General features: G+C 34.4%; 19 protein-coding genes and 1 other RNA gene. 15 read left to right on the forward strand and 5 right to left on the reverse strand.

From position 1 onward, the window contains the following. Positions 1 to 32: 32 nt before the first annotated feature. From dinG to nth, 5 genes are all read left to right on the forward strand, one after another. On the forward strand, positions 33 to 2,870 hold the full coding sequence (gene dinG / locus B9Y54_RS08840; protein ID WP_234987885.1) for an ATP-dependent DNA helicase DinG: 2,838 nt from the start codon (positions 33 to 35) through the stop codon (positions 2,868 to 2,870). A gap of 16 nt (positions 2,871 to 2,886) precedes the next feature. Then, positions 2,887 to 3,360: a cell wall elongation regulator TseB-like domain-containing protein gene (locus tag B9Y54_RS08845; RefSeq protein WP_085559912.1), complete on the forward strand. Its 474-nt coding sequence runs from the start codon at positions 2,887 to 2,889 to the stop codon at positions 3,358 to 3,360. Between the two features lie 146 nt (positions 3,361 to 3,506). Beyond that, the gene (gene asnS, locus B9Y54_RS08850; protein ID WP_085559913.1) at positions 3,507 to 4,805 is read left to right on the forward strand and encodes an asparagine--tRNA ligase; all 1,299 of its coding nucleotides are present in this window, start codon (positions 3,507 to 3,509) and stop codon (positions 4,803 to 4,805) included. Between the two features lie 118 nt (positions 4,806 to 4,923). Beyond that, the gene (locus B9Y54_RS08855) at positions 4,924 to 5,634 is read left to right on the forward strand and encodes a DnaD domain-containing protein (RefSeq protein WP_085559914.1); all 711 of its coding nucleotides are present in this window, start codon (positions 4,924 to 4,926) and stop codon (positions 5,632 to 5,634) included. A gap of 18 nt (positions 5,635 to 5,652) precedes the next feature. Then, positions 5,653 to 6,273 (forward strand): endonuclease III, encoded by a 621-nt coding sequence (nth, locus tag B9Y54_RS08860; protein ID WP_085559915.1) that lies wholly within the window; start codon positions 5,653 to 5,655, stop codon positions 6,271 to 6,273. 103 nt (positions 6,274 to 6,376) lie between these two features. Here the strand turns inward: nth and B9Y54_RS08865 are convergent, their stop codons facing one another. Next, positions 6,377 to 8,956 (reverse strand): transglycosylase domain-containing protein, encoded by a 2,580-nt coding sequence (locus B9Y54_RS08865; RefSeq protein WP_085559916.1) that lies wholly within the window; start codon positions 8,954 to 8,956, stop codon positions 6,377 to 6,379. 46 nt (positions 8,957 to 9,002) lie between these two features. After that, on the reverse strand, positions 9,003 to 9,623 hold the full coding sequence (gene recU, locus B9Y54_RS08870; protein WP_085559917.1) for a Holliday junction resolvase RecU: 621 nt from the start codon (positions 9,621 to 9,623) through the stop codon (positions 9,003 to 9,005). A 67-nt stretch (positions 9,624 to 9,690) separates the two neighbouring features. Here recU and B9Y54_RS08875 point away from each other — a divergent pair, with 67 nt between their 5' ends. The 4 genes from B9Y54_RS08875 (at position 9,691) to B9Y54_RS08890 (ending at position 12,359) form a co-directional block, all read left to right on the forward strand. Further along, positions 9,691 to 10,230: an SLOG family protein gene (locus B9Y54_RS08875; RefSeq protein ID WP_234987886.1), complete on the forward strand. Its 540-nt coding sequence runs from the start codon at positions 9,691 to 9,693 to the stop codon at positions 10,228 to 10,230. A gap of 150 nt (positions 10,231 to 10,380) precedes the next feature. Beyond that, positions 10,381 to 10,713, forward strand: a complete 333-nt coding sequence (gene gpsB, locus B9Y54_RS08880) for a cell division regulator GpsB (protein WP_085559918.1) — start codon at positions 10,381 to 10,383, stop codon at positions 10,711 to 10,713. A 25-nt stretch (positions 10,714 to 10,738) separates the two neighbouring features. After that, positions 10,739 to 11,116: RNase P RNA component class B (gene rnpB, locus B9Y54_RS08885), an RNA gene on the forward strand. Between the two features lie 97 nt (positions 11,117 to 11,213). Beyond that, the gene (locus B9Y54_RS08890; protein WP_085560555.1) at positions 11,214 to 12,359 is read left to right on the forward strand and encodes a THUMP domain-containing class I SAM-dependent RNA methyltransferase; all 1,146 of its coding nucleotides are present in this window, start codon (positions 11,214 to 11,216) and stop codon (positions 12,357 to 12,359) included. A gap of 35 nt (positions 12,360 to 12,394) precedes the next feature. Here the strand turns inward: B9Y54_RS08890 and B9Y54_RS08895 are convergent, their stop codons facing one another. Continuing rightward, positions 12,395 to 12,829 carry a ribonuclease HI family protein gene (locus B9Y54_RS08895; RefSeq protein WP_085559919.1) on the reverse strand — a complete coding sequence of 145 codons (435 nt, stop codon included), beginning with the start codon at positions 12,827 to 12,829 and terminating at the stop codon, positions 12,395 to 12,397. A 91-nt stretch (positions 12,830 to 12,920) separates the two neighbouring features. Here B9Y54_RS08895 and B9Y54_RS08900 point away from each other — a divergent pair, with 91 nt between their 5' ends. Beyond that, positions 12,921 to 13,376 (forward strand): EbsA family protein, encoded by a 456-nt coding sequence (locus B9Y54_RS08900; protein ID WP_085559920.1) that lies wholly within the window; start codon positions 12,921 to 12,923, stop codon positions 13,374 to 13,376. Positions 13,377 to 13,436: 60 nt separating this feature from the next. Here the strand turns inward: B9Y54_RS08900 and B9Y54_RS08905 are convergent, their stop codons facing one another. Next, positions 13,437 to 13,646, reverse strand: a complete 210-nt coding sequence (locus B9Y54_RS08905) for a cold-shock protein (protein WP_085559921.1) — start codon at positions 13,644 to 13,646, stop codon at positions 13,437 to 13,439. A gap of 391 nt (positions 13,647 to 14,037) precedes the next feature. Here B9Y54_RS08905 and B9Y54_RS08910 point away from each other — a divergent pair, with 391 nt between their 5' ends. The 4 genes from B9Y54_RS08910 to B9Y54_RS08925 all read left to right on the forward strand — a co-directional run bounded on the left by B9Y54_RS08910 (position 14,038) and on the right by B9Y54_RS08925 (position 18,165). Next, positions 14,038 to 14,463, forward strand: a complete 426-nt coding sequence (locus B9Y54_RS08910; RefSeq protein ID WP_338061317.1) for a uracil-DNA glycosylase family protein — start codon at positions 14,038 to 14,040, stop codon at positions 14,461 to 14,463. A 305-nt stretch (positions 14,464 to 14,768) separates the two neighbouring features. After that, positions 14,769 to 16,682, forward strand: coding sequence for an ABC-F family ATP-binding cassette domain-containing protein (locus B9Y54_RS08915; protein ID WP_085559922.1), 1,914 nt, complete (start codon positions 14,769 to 14,771; stop codon positions 16,680 to 16,682). Between the two features lie 20 nt (positions 16,683 to 16,702). Continuing rightward, entirely contained in the window at positions 16,703 to 17,650 is a 948-nt protein-coding gene (locus B9Y54_RS08920) for a thymidylate synthase (RefSeq protein ID WP_085559923.1), read from the forward strand. A gap of 26 nt (positions 17,651 to 17,676) precedes the next feature. Beyond that, positions 17,677 to 18,165 (forward strand): dihydrofolate reductase, encoded by a 489-nt coding sequence (locus B9Y54_RS08925; RefSeq protein ID WP_085559924.1) that lies wholly within the window; start codon positions 17,677 to 17,679, stop codon positions 18,163 to 18,165. 60 nt (positions 18,166 to 18,225) lie between these two features. On the opposite strand, the gene trhA is transcribed toward B9Y54_RS08925, so the two are convergent. Further along, positions 18,226 to 18,888, reverse strand: a complete 663-nt coding sequence (gene trhA, locus B9Y54_RS08930; protein WP_085559925.1) for a PAQR family membrane homeostasis protein TrhA — start codon at positions 18,886 to 18,888, stop codon at positions 18,226 to 18,228. Positions 18,889 to 19,087: 199 nt separating this feature from the next. On the opposite strand from trhA, the gene B9Y54_RS08935 reads away from it, so the two are divergent. After that, positions 19,088 to 19,930 carry a DegV family protein gene (locus B9Y54_RS08935; RefSeq protein WP_085559926.1) on the forward strand — a complete coding sequence of 281 codons (843 nt, stop codon included), beginning with the start codon at positions 19,088 to 19,090 and terminating at the stop codon, positions 19,928 to 19,930. The last annotated feature ends 5 nt before the right edge of the window (positions 19,931 to 19,935 follow it).

Raw genomic sequence — 19,935 nt, forward strand, 5'->3', positions numbered from 1 at the left:
AAAGAGATTTATTATTAAGAAATGAGAATTAGGTGACTAAAGTGAAGGAAAAAGTTACATACGCAGTTGTAGATATTGAAACAACTGGAGGCAACGTAGCAAATGGAGATCGTATTATTCAATTTGGCTGCGTATTGATAGAAGAAGATAAAATTGTCCAGCAATTTGCTATTGATATTAATCCTTTGGCGAATATACCTAAAAAAATTGAATTATTAACAGGAATTACAAATAAAACTGTTGCAAACGCACCTTATTTTGAAGATGTTGCTCCAACAATTTTCAATTTATTGGAAGGATGTATTTTTGTCGCGCACAACATTCAATTTGACTATGGTTTTTTAAATGAAGAGCTGAAACGATGCGGCATGCCTTCATTAAGAAATAAAGGCATTGATACAGTAGAATTAGCACAGATTATCTTACCGACAGAGCCAAGCTTTCGTCTCAATGATTTAGCTATGACGTTTAACTTCTCACATCAAAATCCTCATCAAGCCGATAGTGATGCTTACGTCACAGCAGAATTATTTTTACTATTGAAAAAAAAATTAAAACAGTTTCCGCTAATAACAATCGAGCAATTAATTGAATTGGCTGAACATTGTACAATGAATACAAATTTATTTTTTAAAGATGGATTAAATGAAATGCGTAATGAACACCAGTTATTGCCTGAAACGTTAGTTGTTAAAAAAGGCTTAGCTTTGCGTAAAAAACAGGTAAACATGGAGCAAAACTCCCACCGTGTTCGGTCGACCTATCCAATTAGTACTGTGGACAAAGAAAAATTATTCCTTAATCATTTAACTATTCGGACATTGCAAAACACTTTAATGGATGAGGTCTATCAGTATTTTTTTGAATCCCATTCAGATCATTTTGCCATCGAAGCAGCTACTGGAATCGGTAAGACGCTGGGCTATCTATTGCCTATATCTTATCTGGCAACGCCCGAAAATCCAGTTATTATTAGTACTTACACGACACTTTTGCAAAAACAATTAATCGAAAAAGATATCGTCCAACTAAACTCAATTGTGCCGTTCACAGTGCATGCAGCTATTGTGAAAGGTAAACACCATTATTTGCATTTGTCTAAGTTTCAGGAAGTTTTAAAGGGGCCACATGAGAATTTAACTGATACCCTATTAAAAATGCGCACACTAACGTGGTTGACCCAAACAGTCACAGGGGATATTGATGAGCTGAACTTAACCAATTATTTACAGCCTTTTTGGGAAAAAGTGCGTCACAGGGGATGGACGGACAATTGTCCGCAAGATCCATTTTTTGAGCAAGATTTTTACCTGCATGCAAAGGAGCAAATCAAGCATGCTAGTATGATTATCACGAATCACGCCTTTTTATTTCATGATTTGAAACGTGAAGAGCCTATCTTACCGGCCTCACAACGAATTATCCTTGATGAATCTCATCACTTGCCAGACGTAGCTGCAGAGACCGCTAGTGATAGTTTTTCTTATTACACTAATCAAAAGTTGCTAAAAAAAATCGGGAAACTTTCTGATGATAAAAGTATGATAAGTCAATTAAACCAACTAAGCTTAAAAATAAAGACGATTAATCTATCACAGCTCAGATTGATAGAAATGAGTGTCTTAACATTAGAAGAGGCACTCTCTGATTTTTTTGAAGCTATCTTGTTGTATACCCAACAAGAACTAATGGATACAACTAGTGTTACGGATCAAGTAGATTTGCCATTTACCAAAACAGAAAAGTGGCCTTTAGAATTAAAAAAACTGACTAAAAAAATCAGTACCGTACTAAACGACTTAGTGTTTTTTGGCCACAATATTGCCTATCTAAATTCCTCTCAAAGGGAATCGTTTACTTATTTAGAAAGGCACTTATTAGATGACTTTTTAGATTTGGTAACTAGAATAGAAGAGCAAAAAAATAGTTTTATTCGATTATTTCAAAGAACCAACCAGAATGAGCTAATTTGGTTTTCGTTTAAACAAAAAAACCCTAAGAATAGTTTTATGATCAAACAATCTGTCATTGATAGTAGTTTGTTTATAAAAAAATATTTAGTAGAAAAAAAGCATTCTATTTTATATATTGGTGCAACGCTGTCTATTGATTCAGACTTCAATTATTTTGAAAGTCAATTGGGTGAATCTCATTTGCGTAAGTTATCTATTGCCACTCCTTATGATTATAAAAACCAAGCAAGGTTTTATATTCCAGCAGATTTAAAGCCTATCAAGCAGTTGTCAAAAGCACAGTATGCTAAGATGATTGTTGATTATTTAGAGTTAATAGCTCTAACGACCAACGAAAATATGATTGTCTTATTTACCGCAAATGAAACCTTACAAGAGGTCTATGATTTGCTTCAACAACAGCCTTCGCTTTTGGGAAGAGAGTTATTAGCGCAAGGAATTTCAGGTAGTCGAGACCGAATGTTAAAACGATTTTTCAATGCGACTGGTGGTATTTTATTGGGAGCGGATAGTTTCTGGGAAGGTGTCGATTTACCAGGAAAATCATTGAAAGTCATCGTCGTCACTCGCTTACCGTTTGAGCCTCCTGAACGCCCGTTGGTTAAAGCGAAATACCGTTGGTTAGAAGAACAGGGATTGAACCCGTTTATCGTTGATGCTCTTCCTAAGGCTATTTTAAGGATGAAACAAGGATTAGGACGTTTGATTCGTTCAGAAAAGGATAAGGGCATCATGGTTGTTTTAGATGACCGGTTAGTTAAGGCCTCTTATGGCAATAAGATCATGAGTTCTTTACCAGATAATTTAACAAAAGAAATCGTCTCAAAAGAAGAACTAAAGAATAAAATTGCTCTTTTTCTTAACGAACATGAAACGAATAATAAAGTAAATAACTAATTAAAGTGGGGATGAAATGAAAAAAGGCCTAATTAGTCTCTTGGTGATTGTACTAGGAGTGATTATCTTTTCTATTTTTATTTATATGAAAAGTAGACAACCTTTTATGCAAGCTAGAGACGAAGCAATAAACATTGCTAAAGAAAGCACTGATTTAGTAACGGTAGAAAAATTTTACTGGTACAACAATAAAAAATCTTATTTTAGTGTTTCTGGTATGAATGAAAAAGAAGAACCTATTATCGTAATCGTTGAACAGGATGGCGGAAAAGTCGTTGTTCTAAATCCGGGTGAATTTATTAGTGAAAGTGTCGCTAAGAAAATAGCCACAACAGAACTAAAACCTAAACAGATATTAGAAACTCGTATTGGCTTGGAAGAAGGGGTGCCCGTTTGGGAAGTAACGTATGAGCAAGATAATGGAAAGTTAGGTTATTATATATTATCTGCTAAAGAAGGCAACTGGCTTAAAGACATTAAAAATATTTAAACTAAACGAATAGAAGAAATAAAAGAATTAAGAAATTTTATTGATTTTTAATGCTAACTTACGTAAATTTAGTTATACTTAAGTAGTATAGGTATCATTTAAGAGAACGAAAATAGATTGATATGACATTAAAGGAGTTTAGAACTGTGAAAAAAATTTCAATTATAGAATCTAAAGATAATGTAGGAAAAGAAGTCACGATAGGTGCTTGGGTAGCGAATAAGCGTTCAAGTGGAAAAATAGCTTTTTTACAATTACGCGATGGTTCAGCTTTTTTCCAAGGAATTGTAGTGAAAAGTGAAGTTGGAGAAGAAGTCTTTCAATTAGCGAAAGGTTTAAATCAAGAAACGTCTATTTTAATTACTGGTACGATACAAGAAGATAGTCGTTCAAAATTTGGCTATGAAATTGTTGTTAAAAACCTTGAAGTGATTGGTGAAAGCCATGACTATCCTATTACACCAAAAGAGCATGGAACAGAATTTTTGATGGATCATCGTCACTTATGGTTACGTTCAACTAGACAACATGCCATTATGCAAATTCGTAATGAAATTATCTTAGCGACCTATAAATTCTTCAATCAAGAAGGATTTATTAAGATTGATCCACCTATTTTAACAGCCAATGCAGCGGAAGATTCAACAGAGTTATTTCATACAGAATATTTTGATGAAGAAGCTTTTTTATCGCAAAGTGGCCAATTGTATATGGAAGCCGCAGCAATGGCTTTTGGAAAAGTATTTTCGTTCGGGCCAACTTTTCGTGCAGAAAAATCTAAAACACGTCGTCATTTAATTGAGTTTTGGATGATGGAGCCTGAGATGGCTTTTATGGACCACGAGCAAAGTCTAGAAGTTCAAGAAAAATATATTGCTTATATCATTCAAAGTGTCTTAGATAATTGTGATCATTCGCTGGGTGTCTTAGGACGCGATAGAGAAGTCTTAGAAAATTATACTAAATTGCCATTCCCAAGAATTTTTTACGATGATGCGATAGTGTTATTAAATAAAAATGGTTTTGATGAGATTAAATGGGGCGATGATTTTGGTTCACCTCATGAAACGTTTATTGCTGAGCAATTTGATAAGCCAGTCTTCATATTAAACTATCCTAAAGCCATTAAAGCCTTCTATATGAAACCTCACCCAGATCGCGATGATGTGGTCTTGTGTGCTGATTTAATTGCTCCTGAAGGCTATGGAGAGATTATCGGAGGCAGTGAGCGTGAAGTTGATTTTGAAGCCTTAACCGAACGTATAGAAGAATTTGGGTTGACCCAAGAAGACTATGCTTGGTATTTAGATTTACGTAAATACGGTTCCGTTCCACATTCTGGTTTTGGACTAGGATTAGAAAGAGCTGTAACTTGGATCTGCGGCACAGAACATATCCGCGAATCTATTCCATTCCCACGTTTATTAAACCGTATTTACCCATAAATTAAAAAAAGACAGTGACTTAAGAAAACTTAAGTCACTGTCTTTTATCAGATAATGCGCACCTATTCTTAGATAAGAAAAAGGACGAAATGAAAGAGAATTAGGAGAGTGAGATAAAATGGATAATCAACTTTTAAAAGAATGGTTAGCAGCTGGTAATACAACTATTTCAAACATTCTTTTAAAAAAATACAGAGATATTGGTTTAACTAATGAACAATTAGTTTTATTATTGCAATTAAAATCATTTATAGATAGTGGAATATTTTTTCCTGATACAGAAGAAATTGCCAAACGAATGGGTGTTTCATCTGCAGATATTTTTCAAGGTATCCATGATTTAATCCAAAAAAATGTGCTAACCATTGAAACCGAAAAAAATGCTGAAGGAAAAACGAATGATCAATATAGTCTTTCTTTGCTTTGGGATAAACTAGCTTTATTATTAGTGCAAACGCATAAAAAAATTCAAAGCGAAGAAAAAGAACTAGATGAAAAAGAGTTGTTTCAACGTTTTGAATCTGAATTCGGTCGAGCTCTCTCACCAATTGAAATTCAAACGATAGGAATGTGGTTAGACGATGATCACTATTCTGCTGAGTTAATCGAAATGGCTTTACGAGAAGCCGTCTTGAGCCAAGTTTATAATTTAAAATACGTTGATCGAATATTATTAAACTGGGAACGCAAGAATATTCGTTCCAAAGCTCAAGTAGAAAAAGAAGCACAAAGTCGTAGGCAAGTGAATAAACCAGAAACCAAACGTCAAACGGAAAAGAAACCGACGATGAAAGTGCCGCTCCACAATTGGCTAAATGATTCAAACTAATAAAAAGGAGGATTGAATTTGCTAAGTAAAAAGAAAACAATTGAGTGTATTGAAGCGATGGGAGAGCTTTTTCCAGATGCAGAATGTGAGCTAGTAAGCGATAATGCATTTGAATTGTTGATATCTGTTATGTTGAGTGCACAAACAACTGATATTTCGGTTAATAAAATTACGCCACTATTATTTGCTACTTATCCAACTCCAGAGGCCTTTGTGAAAGCATCTATTGAGGATATTATGGATAAAATAAAAACAATTGGTTTATACCGAAATAAATCAAAATATATTAAAGGTTGTTGTGAAAAATTGGTTGAAGAGTTCAATAGTGAGGTTCCTCATACAAGAAAAGAACTAGAATCTCTTCCTGGAATTGGTAGAAAATCTGCTAATGTTGTATTAAGTGTTGCCTTTGGTGTTCCGGCAATAGCAGTTGATACACACGTAGAACGAGTAAGTAAACGATTGGGTATTTGCTCTATGAACGCCTCTGTTCGTGAAGTAGAAGAAGTATTAATGAAAAAGTTACCCTCAGAAATGTGGAGTATTGCTCATCATCGTCTTATTTTTTTTGGTCGCTACCAATGTACGGCTAGAAATCACGATCACACGATTTGTTTAAAATTATTAGGTTTAAATTAAGAGCTAAACTAAAAATAGACTACGTCACCTTTGGCATAAAGTGACGTAGTCTATTTTTAGTTTGAAAAGAGGCTACTATTTTTTATTTAGCAATAGAAGATCCTCAATTAGCAGAATTAGCTGCTGGTTTTTTCGAAGATTGGAGCGCAGAACTACTTTCTACACTGCTTTGAATCTCCGATTCGACCTGACTTTCTGAGCTACTTTCTGGTTTAGAAAGTTCTATAGAACTTTCTTCTGAACTCTCTTCTGAACTTTCTGACGAACTATCTTTAGAACTACTATCTTTTTCTTCCTCTTTTGAAGGAACAGTGATAGTTACCGCAATTTTTGAACTAACTTGATCTTTGATTTTAACAGCTAAGGTTATTTCGATTTCTCCTTCAGTAGGTTTTTGAACGATATAAGATAAGTTTTTTGTCTCAACTGTTTGACCAGCAATCGTCAATAGATAATTAACAGTCTCTTTTTTATTAGCAGTGTCATATTTATCCCATTTAACCGTAATTTCATCTTTTTCTTTATTGTATTTTGCTGTTAAGCCACTTGGGGCCTTTAATTCTTCACCAAAAGCAGCTGAGATAGCGGTTGGTTGTGTTCCTTTAATAAATAACTCGTTAACAATTTTTTCAATAGGCGTATTTGGTCCTGGAAGTTTTACTGGATTTGATCCATCTTCTACCGCAACCTCAACAACTGAAGAAGGTTTTTTCCAGTCCGTATTCTCAACAGATTGAGAAACATAAGACATTAATGAGCGATAAATTTTTCTTGGCAGTTGTTGAGAACTAGTACTTAACCAATTTCCATCTTCAAACTTTTTATCGTATCCTACCCAAACTGCGATAGAGTAATTGCTTGAATAACCGTTAAACCAAGAATCTGGAACACCATCATTTGGGATATTGTATTTTACTTTTTCTTCATCAGTATAGTTTGTTGTTCCAGTTTTTCCAGCTTGTGGTACACCTTGAATGGGTACCAAGTTTTGGTTCGAACCAGAATTAACTGTATCTTTTAAAATGTCTGTAATCATATATGCGGTTGAATCTTTCATAGATTGCTTTGATTTCGGAGTTAAATCAATTTCTTCACCATCTTGAAGGGTGACTTTTGAAACCGTATAGGGTTTAGTGTATATTCCCCCATTTGAAAAAGCAGCATAAGCAGCTGAAAGTTCAATTGGCGTAACTTCTCCACCAATTGCATTAGATTCAACTAAACCAGTATTATTATTCCATTTAGTTGGATCAATACCTAGATTCTTTAAGAAAGAAGTCGAATCAGCATAACCTACTTCTTGAAGGGTCTTAGCAGCTGGAGGGTTACGCGAATCAATAACAGCTTTTCGCATAGTAATTGGGCCTAGATATTTTCTATCATAGTTGTAAAGAGAGCCACCACTTTTATACTCATACGGCTCATCAACGACTTGTTGATAGGTGGAATAGTTCAAATATTCTATTGCTGGACCATAAACAGAAAGAGGTTTCATTGCGGAACCAATACTTCTATTCATATCTGCAGCACGATTCGTACCCATTCTTACTTCCTGATTTCGTCCGCCACCAATTGCTTTTAATTGTCCGGTTTTAGCATCAACCATGGATACGGCAGCTTGTAGATTTTGATCTGGAAAATTGACGTATTCATCTGAGTTTAGAATATCAAACAATCTTTTTTGTGCATCCATATCCAAATTAGTTTGAATTGTTAAACCCGCTGTATGAGGATTTAATTTAGTTTGTTCTTCAACTTCTAAAATAACTTCTTTTAAATAAGAATCAAAAACCAAATCATTCGATTGTTCTTCAGTAAGACTAACAAGGTTTTCTTCGACAGGAACTACTTTTGTTTTTTGTGCTTCTTCAGCAGATAACTTATTGTTTTCTACCATCATATCTAATACTAAATCTCGTCTTTTTTTAGCTTGTTCGGGATTTGTTTTAGGATTATAAGCGTTAGGCAATTGTGGTAATCCAGCTAGCATTGCTGCTTCTGGTAAAGTTATTTCATTTAGTTCTTTACCATAATAATAGTTACTAGCCGTACTTATCCCGTAGTTATTATCAGACATATAGACTTTGTTAATATAGAAGGTAAGAATCTGTTCTTTGGAATAGTCACGCTCTAATTTTAATGCTAACCAGGCTTCTTGAGCCTTTCTTTTCAAAGTCTGATCGGCTTTGTTTGTAGAAAAAACGGATAACTTAATGAGTTGCTGTGTGATTGTACTTCCACCTTGGGAACCAAAACCACCGGTTATGTTAGCTAGTGCAGCACCAGCAATACGAATCGGGTCAATTCCATTGTGTTCGTAAAATCGTTGGTCTTCAATAGAAATAATCGCATCTTTTAAAACTTGTGGAATTTGATCTTCCGTAGCAATTTCACGCTTTTGTCCTCCCAGAGTATAAATAACATTTCCTTTATCATCTAAAATATCAGATGAAATTGAACCGGTAATATCCTTTTCAGTTAAATCTGGTGCTGAACTAACGTAATAAACAAATAAACCAGCACTCCCTATGAAAATAGCTGCTACAAGAGCTAAAGCAATCCACAGAATTTTTTTAAATGTAATCTTAGAAACCTGTTTTTTATTTTTCGTTGGTTTAGAGCTCTTTTTCTGTTCAGATTGTTTTTTAGAGACTCGTGACATATTTTCTTTTTTCTCTGACATATATCTTTCTACTCCTTAAATTTCTATTTCTATTATCTACTTATTCTCATTCATTATCTTTAGCAATCAATTGATCAACAATAGCTAGATAAGGAATTCGTGGCGATAACCCATAATACATCTCGTAACCTATTTTTTCAAGGTCTTTTAGAGGGATGGATTTTCGACCATTTTTTTTTTGTTTTTCCCAATAGGTAATTAAATGACTTGCTTCTAAAATAAAGAGTCTATTGCTAGATGAAAAGCGTAAAATCACAAAACAAATACCTGACTGCTTGAGGCAATCTTGCATATGTGAAATCTGATGTTGATGAAAATTTTTCAAAGGAAAAGACAATTTGTTTTTTGTTTCTTTCGCTTCAAAATCCAAATAAAAGCGATTATAAACACCATTATAGTCTGTAGTAGACGCTTGACGAAAATAGGCCTCTTTTATAACCGCCGCGCTTCTTCTAGGGTAATCAACCTTAACAATCTGCACAGGAGTCGGCTTTTTGTGAATAACAGCCTTGCTAAGGGCTAGGTAATACGCGTTACTTTCATTTATTTCCTCTTCTAAAGTCATCCCTCTTTTACTAAAGGATATCTCTTTCTTTTTCGATTGCTTTTTACTGTTTTTTTCGGCATCATGAGAGTAACTCGTGCCATTAGGGTACCTTATAATCAAACCTATCACACTCCTGTGATTCATTATATCAAATACTACACTTGAAAGAAAAGGAGAATGAGACTGCGTGGCAATAAATTTATTAGTTAGCGGCTATCGATCGTTTGAATTAGGTATATTTAAAGACGATGATCCAAAGGTGGCAATTATAAAAAAATGTTTAAAAGAAGAAATCAAAGCTTATATTGAAGAAGGCGTTCAGTGGGTACTAACTACTGGACAATTTGGTGTCGAACAATGGACGATTGAAGTTGTTGAAGAATTAAAAATAGATTATCCGGAAGTAAAACAAGGCATCATCTTTCCTTTTACTGAATTTGGCTCAAATTGGAATGAAAAAAATCAAATGGCCTTGATACAATTAAAAAAAACAGTCGACTTTACAGATTCTGTTTCCCACCAACCTTATAAAGATCCAAGTCAATTAAAAAATCATCAATCTTTTTTGCTTCAAAAAACTCAAGCAGCGTTACTGGTTTATGATCCAGAGAATGAAGGGAAAACAAAATGGATCTATCAAGCTATTTTAAAAAAACAAAGGGCGGGTGAGTACGATTGTCGCTTAATTGATTTTGATCAACTGCAAAATACAGCTATAGAGGAATAAGGAGCAAATAAATTTTAATAGCTAATTTAAAACGGATAGTGTAAATTAAATAAATAGTAGTTTATATTTTTACTTATCTTTGCTATAATAACGTTATGGCCATTAAAAGATAATACCGTATTATCAATGAAAGTTAAAAGAGGTGTAGTCATGGCAGATAAAATATTGACAACTAAAGATATTTTGCAAAAAGAATTCAAAACGGGTCTGCGAGGATATAACCCTACGCAAGTAGATGAGTATTTAGATGATGTGATTCGTGATTATGAATTATATAATAAAGAGCTTACGCAGTTAAAAGCTGAAAATGAACGGTTACTAAGTAAAGTAGACGAACTAACCAAACAAGCTACTTTAACTAAACCCACTTATTCAGCACAACCAAGTAACACCGTAACAAATTTTGATATCTTAAAACGTTTGTCTAATCTAGAAAGACATGTTTTTGGTTCGAAACTAGACGAACATGATGAAGATAATTAACGAACAAGTTCAACGACTATTTGTAAATTTCGGGTAATTGCAGTCTAGCTTAACTAGATTGAGGAAAGTCCATGCTCGCACAAGCTGCGACGCTTGTAGTGTTCGTGCTTAGCGAAACAATAAGCTAAGGCCTTTATCTTTAGATAAAGTGACGGCAGAAAAAAAGTCTAAGGTTTTTTAAAACTATGACTGAGTATTCTTGAAAGTGCCACAGTGACGAAGCAATGTTGGAAACGGCATTGGTGGAACGCGGTAAACCCCTCGAGCGAGCAACCCAAACTTTGGTAGGGGCACTTTTCCTAGGGAATTGAACCGATGGAAGAGGCAGTAATTGCAGACAGATAATTACCTCCGGATAATATGACCCTGACAGGTTATCTGAGACAGAACATGGCTTACAGAAATTTACAAATTCAGGTATAAACCCTCCTTTTTGGAGGGTTTTATATTTATTATTAATGTGTATAAAAAACAAACAAAAAAGAATTGGAGCAAATAAAATGAAGCAATTTAAACTGGTTGCAACTGCCGCTAGCGGTATAGAAGCATTAGTTGGAAAAGAATTACGCACGATGGGTTACGAGTGTGAAGTAGAAAATGGGAAAGTGTTTTTCAATGGAACAGAAGAAGATATTGCGAAAACAAATGTTTGGTTAAGAACTGCTGACCGGGTTAAGATTATCGTTGGTGAATTTGAAGCTGTTGAGTTCGATGAATTATTTGAAAAAACAAAGGCTTTGCCATGGGAAGATTTACTGCCAATGGATGCTAACTTTCCTGTCGCAGGAAAATCAATCAAGTCAACATTATATAGTGTATCTGACTGTCAGGCATTAGTAAAAAAAGCTATTGTAGATCGCTTAAGTGCGGTTTATCATCGAAAAACAAGATTGCCTGAAACAGGATCATTGTATCAACTAGAAGTTGCTTTGCTAAAAGATAAAGTTACATTAACTCTAGATACAACTGGATCAAGTTTATTTAAACGTGGATACCGAATCGCAAAAGGTGGCGCACCTTTGAAAGAAAATATGGCTGCCGCGTTGGTTTCTTTAACAACTTGGCGCAAAGATCGTCCGTTTTACGATCCAGTGTGTGGTTCTGGGACAATTCCTATTGAAGCAGCATTAATTGGGCGAAACATTGCACCTGGAATTAGTAGAGGCTTTGCATTTGAAGATTGGGAATGGTTCAATACAGCAGTTATTAACACTGTTCGTTCTGAAGCTAGAGCCGCAATTGATCATGAGGTTGTACTAGATATTATGGGATCAGATATTGATGCTAAAATGATTGAAATAGCTAAACAAAATGCTATCGAAGCCGGTGTTGGCGATAGTATTATTTTTAAACAAATGCAATTAAAAGATTTCACTACTGAAAAAGAGTATGGTGTTATTTTAGCTAATCCTCCTTATGGTGAACGACTAGGTGAGGAAGAGGAAATACAAGCACTTTATAAGCAAATGGGGCAAGTGTACCGTCCATTAAAAACTTGGAGTAAATACATTATAACAAGTGATTTAACGTTCGAATCTATTTACGGAGAACGAGCAACTAAAAAGCGTAAACTATACAATGGTGCGCTAAGAACGGATTTATTCCAATATTGGGGAACGCGCCCGAAACGTGTACCACGTAACTAAATAAATTACCTTAATGAAGCGAAGAAGAGTAGGTTTTAATCTTCTTCGTTTTTTTGATAGAACGACCACTTTTTCAATCGTTTATGTAGAGCTTGGCGGGCGAAGTGATCAGCTTCTTTATTTTGATTCTCTGAAATCCATTGAATAATAAAAGATGGAAAAAGTTCCAGTTGTCTATGAATAGCAGACAGATACTCATTAAAAAGGGTATTTTTTACATAGTTACGTTCAATAGCAGAAACGACGATTTTACTGTCTGAATAGATAACTAATTCATGATGCGTTAATTGGTTAGCAATTAAATAGCCTAAACCAGATAAAACAGCATCAAATTCTGCTTGGTGATTGCTCATCTCTTTTTCTAGTGGAAAGGATAATTGGATATGAATTCCATTACCAATAATGATAACACCGGCTCCACTTGGCCCGGGATTTGATTTAGTTGAAGCGTCTGTATACATTCTTAACATGTCTTTTTGTCCTTTCAGCGTATTAGTTGTTTTTTTTTAATCTTATGCTATGATACATTTAAAATAACTATTGTGAGATAGAGGATGAAAAATGAATAAAGTGAAAACGTCAAAAGTCCGGCTTTCTTTAGAACCGGCATTTCAATTAATTTATTGGTCAATTTGCTGGCTTGCTCTTTTTTTAAGCTTGATTTTTTTTTTAGAAAAGCAACGCCTTATTTTTAGTTTTATTGGAGTTTTTTTTTGGATTTTATTTTTGTATTTTGGATTGGGTTCCGCTCTAAAAATGACAAAAGACACTCTTTCTATTCGCTATTTTAGAGGAATGAAAAAGAAAAGCTATTCTATATCAGAGGTTACGCAGTTATTTTTTTCAAATCACCGTCTGATTGAGCTTGAAATAAAGACTATAAAAGAACCATTAATTTTTTATATGAATAAAAAAAATAAGAAGAAGTTCGTATCACTGCTTCAAGAACATGTGCCAACATTCGAAGTGGGAAAAACACTTTTTCTCAATAAAAATGAACGACAGCCTAAAGAGTAAAAAAACGATACCTTAAAAGAGGGTATCGTTTTTTTTGAAATGGAAAGTTTGTTTAAAAATTTAAAGAGATTCAATAACAACAACACCGGTAGCCTGTGGACCTCTTGTTCCTTCAACGATTCTAAACGAAACGGATTGACCTTCAGACAATGTTTTAACATCGTCTCCTTCGATTCCTGTAAAATGGATAAAAACATCATCTTGATCATTGTATTCAATAAAACCGTAGCCTTTTTCGTTACTAAACCATTTCACAATTCCTTTTTCCATTTGTCAGTCCTCCTTAATTATTTTTTCGACAATATTTAGCCAACTTATGCGTAATAATAAAGAGGAAACAAAAAGTAGTGGCTTAATACCATTATAGGAATGTTAACTGCTTTCGTCAACAATTGTTAACGCTAGATTTCTTATCCAGTAAAGTTTTACTAGTAACGAAGCGCATTAATTTTTTTAGCTATCCATTATATAATTAAAAATGAAAAAAATGGCTTTGAAGCTTGTGTATAAAAAACACTTATTTTAGACTTAACGATAAGATTATCTATTAAAATAAGTCATTAAAATGAAAAATAAGAAATCTACTAGCTCATCTCTTTATGTTATTTTTTAATGTTTTTACAAATGAATGAAAAAATCTATAAATAAAGGAGGGATAAGTATGGAAACTATTTTATCAAAGTCCTTAATAGAACTAGTGAAAAAAAGAAGTAAAGATTTTCCAGTCGAAGGCTTTGTCTTGGGAGTTGGCCCAGTGAAGCCATGTTTTTTATTGCTAGGTGAAGCACCTGGGGAAGTAGAATCACTTAATGGTATCCCATTCACTGGCCGAGCTGGAAAGGAATTAATGACATTTTTTGATTTTTTAAACGTTACTCGAGAAGACGTATTTATAACGAGCACCTTTAGAAGTCGTCCTTTTATGGAAAAGGAAAAAACAGATAAAAAAACTGACGAAAAAATTATCCGAAAATACAATCGACCACCAACTAAAAAAGAAATTATAGCTCACGCTCCATTACTAGATAGTGAAATTAAAACAACCGATCCGCCTATTATTTTAACGATGGGCAATATTGGTTTGTAACGATTAATCGGCAAACAAGCAAAAATCATGCAGGTTCATGGCCAATTATACGAAGGTCCCATACTAGCATTGGACTCAATCGATGCAACTACTTTTTCTTTTACTGAAAAAAAATATCGCATCTTTCCAACCTTTCATCCTGCTGCGATTTTTTATAATCGTAAACTATTGGATTTGATTTACGAGGATTTATCCCTATTTAAGGAATACATTTGAAATAATAGGAAGTCTCTAAGTGGCTTTTGTGTTAGAATGAAACAGATTTAAAAAAATGCGTGCTTACTATGGGAAAGTGGAGATTAAATATGAAAGAAATGAAAGTCGTTAATTTAACAAAAACATATGGAGAAAAGGTTTTATTTGATGACATTAATTTTTCAATTCAAACTGGAGAACGAGTCGGGTTAATCGGAGTAAATGGGACTGGTAAGAGTAATTTATTAAACGTCATCACAGGGAAAGATAGTGGTGAAAAAGGTGAGATTCAAACACCAAAAGGATACACAATGGGCTATTTGTTGCAAGAACAAGAATTCAACGAAGAACTAACGGTTTTTGATACCATCTTTGAAGGAGATACTCCTGTCTTAGTAGCGTTGAGAAATTATGAAAAAGCCTTAGAAAACTTGATCTTAGATGCAATGAATGAAAAACACCAAAAGGCCTATACTAAAGCAGAACAAGCCATGAATGATCACGATGCATGGTTAGCTGAAACAAATGCTAAAACGATTTTAAGTAAATTAGGGGTTATTGATTTAGAACAACCGATTGCAACATTATCTGGTGGACAAAGAAAACGAGTTGGTTTAGCTCAAGTATTGATACAAGAGCCTGATTTGTTAGTTTTAGACGAGCCAACAAACCACCTAGATTTCAAAACCATCACGTGGCTAGAAAATTATTTAAGTTCATATCGCGGTGCGTTGCTCTTAGTAACCCATGATCGCTATTTCTTAGATCGCATTGCAAACCGTATGATTGAATTGTCTCATGGCAAAGCCATCATGTATTCTGGTAATTATGAAAGCTACATTATAGCTAGAGCAGAACGTCAAGAAGCTTCTATTCGTGCAGATCATAAAAGAAAACAACTATACACAAAAGAGTTAGCCTGGATGCGAACGGGAGCTAAAGCTCGTTCAACTAAACAACAAGCTAGAATCAATCGTTTTTCTGATTTAGAAGAAAACTTACAACAATCAAACGTAGACGATTCAGTTGAAATGAATTTAGAAGGCTCGCGGATTGGTAAACGAGTCTTCGATTTAAGAGACGCTTCATTAACTTTTGTTGGACATCCTATTATCGAGAAGTTTAATTTATTGATTCAAGCAAAAGATCGAATTGGTATTAGTGGGAAAAATGGTGCAGGAAAGTCAACGCTATTAAATGTTCTTGCTGGACGTATCTCATTAGATTCAGGTGAACTTGTCGTTGGAGAGACCGTAAAAGTTGCTTACTATACACAGATGACTGAAGAAATGGACCCTAAAAAACGAGTCATTTCATTTTTACAAGAAATCGGTGAAGAAGTAGAGACGTCAAATGGTGAACGCATTAGTGTAACCAATTTGTTAGAACAGTTCTTATTCGAAAAATCAAGTCATGGTACATTGATTGGCAAATTATCTGGTGGAGAAAAAAGACGATTGTATTTATTAAAATTATTGATGCAAAAACCAAATGTTCTGTTATTAGATGAGCCAACAAATGACTTAGATATTGCGACATTGACTGTTTTAGAAGATTACATTGAAACGTTCCCAGGTGCGGTTATTTCTGTCTCACATGACCGTTATTTCTTAGATAAAACAGCAGAAAAGTTATTGATTTTTGAAGGGGAAGGAAAAATTATCCCTTATTTTGGAACTATTACAGATTATATCGCTGAAGAAGAGGAAGAAAAAATGGAATACCAAGAAAAGAGATCTTCTGATAAAGGTTCGAATAAAGAGACAACCGGCTCTAATAAAGCCGTTGAAAAAGAAGAATCCAAAGAAAAGTTTACTTACCTAGAACGCAAAGAATGGGATAGTATCGAGCAAGAATTACTTGATTTGGATACGGAGATTGTTGCTGTTCAAAAAGAAATGAGTGAGAACGGAAGTAACTCGGCTTATTTACAAGAACTACAAGAAAAGCTTTCTTCTCTTGAGAAGACACTTGGAGAAAAAATGACAAGATGGGAATATCTCAGTCAATTTGAAAACAATTAAAACAGCCAGGAGGAATTATTTTGGAAACGGAGTATCTAAATTTAGGAGAAAGAGTTCTTTTAGAAGGCGTATTAAAGCAAGATAGAACGGGAACAGGAACTAAAAGCTTGTTCGGCTATCAAATGCGTTTCGATCTTCAAAAAGGTTTTCCTTTATTGACAACAAAGCGTCTACCTTTTGGTTTAATCAAAAGTGAGTTATTATGGTTTATAAAAGGCAATACCAACATTAACTATCTTTTGCAACACAATAATCATATTTGGGATGAATGGGCTTTTGAGCGCTTTGTACAGAGCGAAGATTATTCAGGTCCAGATATGACTAACTTTGGACAAAGAGCGACACAGGATGCTGAATTTAACCGTGTATACAAATCTGAAAAGGATTTGTTTTGTCAGCGAGTATTAGAAGATGAATCCTTTGCCAAACAATATGGGGAGTTAGGCAATGTCTATGGCTCTCAATGGCGCAATTGGAAAACGTCACAAGGAGAAACGATTGATCAATTAAAAGATGTTATCGAGATGATTAAAAAGAATCCTGATTCTAGAAGATTAATTGTAACGGCGTGGAACCCGGAAGACGTACCAACAGTGGCGCTTCCTCCTTGCCATACACTATTTCAATTTTACGTTGCAAATGGAAAATTAAGCTGTCAGTTGTACCAAAGAAGCGCGGATATCTTTTTAGGTGTGCCATTTAACATTGCAAGCTATGCTTTATTAACTCACCTAATTGCGCATGAAACAGGATTAGAAGTAGGTGAGTTTGTCCATACGCTAGGGGATGCACATTTGTATTCAAACCATCTGGAGCAAATGACGAAACAATTAGCAAGAGAACCTAAAGCCTTTCCTAAGTTGAAATTAAACACTGAGAAAACAAGTATCTTTGATTTTGAAATGGAAGATATCCAAATAACAGATTACCAGCCACATCCAAGTATCAAAGCTCCAATCGCTGTTTAAAACTAGTAGAAAAATGAGGGATATAAATGATTGCATTTTTATGGGCGCAAGACGAAAATGGACTAATTGGAAACCAAGGAACCCTTCCTTGGAGCTTACCAAATGATTTAAAATATTTTAAAAAAATGACGCAAGAAAAAGCTGTCGTGATGGGAAGAAAGACGTTTGAAGGAATGAATAAACGTCCTTTACCGAATAGAGTAAACATTATTTTAACCACTGACGAAAATTATCAAGCAGATGGTGTCATGGTCATGCATAGTGTTAATGAAGTAATGACTTTCGCTAAACAATACGAGAATGATACCTTTATTACTGGTGGAACAGCTGTTTTTGAAGCTTTTCTACCTTTCGCAGATAGTTTATATCGGACTGTTATTCATGCTGAATTTGAAGGCGATACGACTATTCCAGTGATTGATTGGGATAAATGGAAACTAACTGATTCTCAAGTTGGCCTGATGGATGACCGCAATAAATACCCACATGACTTTGAAACCTTTAATAAAAAATAACAAAAGCAGACTGCTCATTTTTGAGTAGCCTGTTTTTATTTATAACTGTTACGAAAAAGATTAAACATAAAAGAGTATCGAAAAATACATGAAAATTGTTCCTGCTAATACGAATAAATGCCAGACAATATGCATGAATCGTACATTTTTTAAGCTGTAAAAAATAGCGCCAATCGTAAAAGAAAGCCCACCTAAGAGCAACAATAAAAACCCATTGAATCCTAAACCTATATAAATAGGTTTTAAAGCAAAAACACAAATCCATCCCATTATAATATACAACCACGTTGAATATTTTTGAAGGTGATTGATCCAGAAGGCCTTATAAAGGATTCCAATAAAGGCAATACTCCAAACAATACCAAACAAAGTCCATCCTAAAGATCCGCCAATAGCTATAAGGATGTAAGGGGTATAGGTTCCTGCGATTAAAAGAAAAATACTCATATGGTCAAATACCTTAAAAAGCTTTCGAGCGCGTGTAAACGCTAAACTATGATAAAGAGTTGAACAAAGGTAGAGCAGAATTAACGTCGAACCATAAACAGCATAAGAAAACATTTCAATTGCGGTCCCATTATTAGCAACCTTATACAAAAGAATCACTAAACCTGCAATACTTAGACCAAGGCCAATTCCGTGCGTAATCGCGTTGAAAACTTCATTGATAATTAAATACCTTTTTGAAAAATGAGTCTGATTTGGTATGCTTTTTTCATTCATTAAGTTAGCCTCCTATTTTACGTTATTCTCTAATAAAACCTTCGCAGATAAGTATACGAAGAATCGAGAATCTGTTATACTATTTTATGTGTACTACCTATTAGTTATTAGAAACACAATCTGAACAAAAAGAAAAAAGATGGTTTGATTATATCACGGTTGCAAAAGAAATTGCATGTAGAAAGATGGGAAAAATAAGATGAGAAAAATAACGATAGTAACTGATTCGTCTGCTCAGTTAAGTTCAGATGAAATTAAAGCATTAGATATACACATTTTACCAGTAAATATTTTAATTGACGGCATAACTTATATTGACGGAGTAGATATTGGAAAAGTTGAGTTTATGGAATTAATGGAGAAATCTGCTCATCTACCAAAAACAAGTCAACCACCACTTGGTAAATTCATTGAACTATACGATAAGCTTGGAGAAAATGGCGGGGAAGTTATTTCTATCCATATGACGGAAGCTTTTAGTGGAACAGTCAATGCAGCTAGACAAGCGGCTGAAATGACTAATACAAAAGTTACTGTTGTGGATAGTACATTTACTGATCGTGGACTTTCCTTTCAGGTTATTGAAGCGGCACGATTAGCAAAAAGCGGCGCTGATGAAATCGCTATTTTAGCTGAAATCGAAAGAGTAAAACAATATACGCGTTTATTTATCTGTATCCGAACCTTAGATAACTTAATTAAGGGTGGAAGAGTTAGCCGCGTAATGGGGGTCGTTTCTCATTTAATAGATGTAAAATTAATGTTAGAAATGGTAGATGGCAACTTACAGACTCGTGTTAAGTGTCGCGGAATGAAGTCTATAAATAAATTCAATCAAACGGTTAAAGAAACGGTTATGAAAACAAAAAATTTAGCAGAAATTTCATTTTCATATGCTGGTGATTTTGATTATGCCAATGAATTGAAAGAAAGCTTCCAGCTTGCTATGCCAGACGTTCCAATGACCATTAGCCACACCAGTCCAGGTGTGGCAACTCATACAGGAACAGGCGCATTTTCTATCATTTATTATGTAAAATAGAAAAA

It is taken from the genome of Carnobacterium iners, from assembly GCF_900177385.1.
Classification (GTDB): Bacteria; Bacillota; Bacilli; order Lactobacillales; family Carnobacteriaceae; genus Carnobacterium_A; species Carnobacterium_A iners.

Excerpts from the sequence above, each read along its gene's own strand:
- B9Y54_RS08845 (WP_085559912.1), top strand. The coding sequence starts at position 2,887 with ATGAAAAAAGGCCTAATTAGTCTCTTGGTGATTGTACTAGGAGTGATT.
- B9Y54_RS08855 (WP_085559914.1), top strand. The coding sequence starts at position 4,924 with ATGGATAATCAACTTTTAAAAGAATGGTTAGCAGCTGGTAATACAACT.
- B9Y54_RS08865 (WP_085559916.1), bottom strand. The coding sequence starts at position 8,956 with ATGTCAGAGAAAAAAGAAAATATGTCACGAGTCTCTAAAAAACAATCT.
- gpsB (WP_085559918.1), top strand. The coding sequence starts at position 10,381 with ATGGCAGATAAAATATTGACAACTAAAGATATTTTGCAAAAAGAATTC.
- B9Y54_RS08890 (WP_085560555.1), top strand. The coding sequence starts at position 11,214 with ATGAAGCAATTTAAACTGGTTGCAACTGCCGCTAGCGGTATAGAAGCA.
- B9Y54_RS08895 (WP_085559919.1), bottom strand. The coding sequence starts at position 12,829 with ATGTTAAGAATGTATACAGACGCTTCAACTAAATCAAATCCCGGGCCA.
- B9Y54_RS08900 (WP_085559920.1), top strand. The coding sequence starts at position 12,921 with ATGAATAAAGTGAAAACGTCAAAAGTCCGGCTTTCTTTAGAACCGGCA.
- B9Y54_RS08905 (WP_085559921.1), bottom strand. The coding sequence starts at position 13,646 with ATGGAAAAAGGAATTGTGAAATGGTTTAGTAACGAAAAAGGCTACGGT.
- B9Y54_RS08910 (WP_338061317.1), top strand. The coding sequence starts at position 14,038 with ATGGAAACTATTTTATCAAAGTCCTTAATAGAACTAGTGAAAAAAAGA.
- B9Y54_RS08915 (WP_085559922.1), top strand. The coding sequence starts at position 14,769 with ATGAAAGAAATGAAAGTCGTTAATTTAACAAAAACATATGGAGAAAAG.
- B9Y54_RS08925 (WP_085559924.1), top strand. The coding sequence starts at position 17,677 with ATGATTGCATTTTTATGGGCGCAAGACGAAAATGGACTAATTGGAAAC.
- trhA (WP_085559925.1), bottom strand. The coding sequence starts at position 18,888 with ATGAATGAAAAAAGCATACCAAATCAGACTCATTTTTCAAAAAGGTAT.
- B9Y54_RS08935 (WP_085559926.1), top strand. The coding sequence starts at position 19,088 with ATGAGAAAAATAACGATAGTAACTGATTCGTCTGCTCAGTTAAGTTCA.